The sequence below is a fragment of the Hymenobacter agri genome, assembly GCF_054778495.1.
The window spans coordinates 1-1042 of sequence record NZ_BAAGZM010001002.1; the positions used below are offsets into that span (position 1 = coordinate 1).

Annotated in this window: 2 protein-coding genes and 1 pseudogene; 2 read left to right on the top strand and 1 reads right to left on the bottom strand. The window is 65.2% G+C overall.

Annotation, left to right across the window (positions count from 1 at the left end):
* Positions 1 to 253 (top strand): annotated as a pseudogene (locus ACYVDE_RS24015) (PIG-L deacetylase family protein); the annotation flags it as partial.
* A 14-nt stretch (positions 254 to 267) separates the two neighbouring features.
* Positions 268 to 864, top strand: coding sequence for a class I SAM-dependent methyltransferase (locus ACYVDE_RS24020; protein WP_460504044.1), 597 nt, complete (start codon positions 268 to 270; stop codon positions 862 to 864).
* On the opposite strand, the gene ACYVDE_RS24025 is transcribed toward ACYVDE_RS24020, so the two are convergent.
* Positions 861 to 1042: hypothetical protein (locus ACYVDE_RS24025; RefSeq protein WP_460504045.1), on the bottom strand; the 182-nt coding region annotated here is incomplete at its 5' end. The genes ACYVDE_RS24020 and ACYVDE_RS24025 overlap by 4 nt on opposite strands.

Here is a 1042-nt window from a genome sequence, read left to right on the forward strand (position 1 = left end):
GCGCCGCCTCGAATACGTGGTGTGGGCCTGGGAGCGCGCCGCGCCGGAGGATTTACCCACGCCGGCCGATGGGGTGCAGGGGTTCCGGCTCGATATCGAGGCCGTGGCGGCCCGTAAGCAGCGCGCCATTGCCGTGCATCGCTCGCAGGTGGCCCCCGGCGTGTTCAGCGACGACCCGGGCGGCTTCCTGCTTTCGGCCGGGATGCTGGACCATTTTGCCACGCCTTACGAAGTGTATTTCGAGGCTATTTAGCCTGATATTCAGCCATGAACGAGAACCAGCCCAACACCCTACCGCCGGAATATTTCGACCACGTGTACCAGGCTAACCGCGACCCGTGGAACTTCGAAACCAGCCCCTACGAGCGCGCCAAGTATACCGCTACACTGGCAGCACTGCCCCGGCCGCATTACGCCCAGGTATTTGAAATCGGCTGCTCGCTGGGGGTGCTCACCGAGCAGCTGGCCCCGCGTTGCGGCCACCTGCTGGCCGTAGATGTGAGTGAGGCCGCGCTAGCCCAGGCGCGAGCGCGTTGCGCGACGCTGCCGCAGGTCGACATCAAGCGGATGCGCGTGCCCGAAGAATTTCCGTCGCAGCAGTTCGATTTGATTCTGCTATCTGAAGTCGGCTACTATTGGTCGCCCGCCGACCTAGCTTGGGCAGCCGACCAACTCATTGCCAGCCTGAAACCCGATGGCCAACTCCTGCTGGTGCACTGGACGCCGCCCGTGCACGACTACCCGCTCACGGGCGATGACGTGCACCAATTCTTTCTTGACAAAGCGGGCCAGGCCGGCTCGCTCCGCCATCTCGGCGGCCAGCGCCACGAAACCTACCGGCTCGACTTGCTGGCGAAAAGCTAAGCCGCCGCGTTGGCTCGCCACTGAATGGCCGCGTTGAGGCGAATGAGCCCCGGCAGCACCCGCAGCGCGTCGGACAAGGGCACGGAATGCACCGCCAGGGCGGGGCTATGCGCCAGCGCCCAATCCCACAGCTCGCCAAACGTAGCGCAGTGGCTCATGCGGGCCAGCACCTCGGCGG

Bases quoted from the DNA above. Each gene is read 5' to 3' on its own strand.
- ACYVDE_RS24020 (WP_460504044.1), top strand. From the start codon at position 268: ATGAACGAGAACCAGCCCAACACCCTACCGCCGGAATATTTCGACCAC.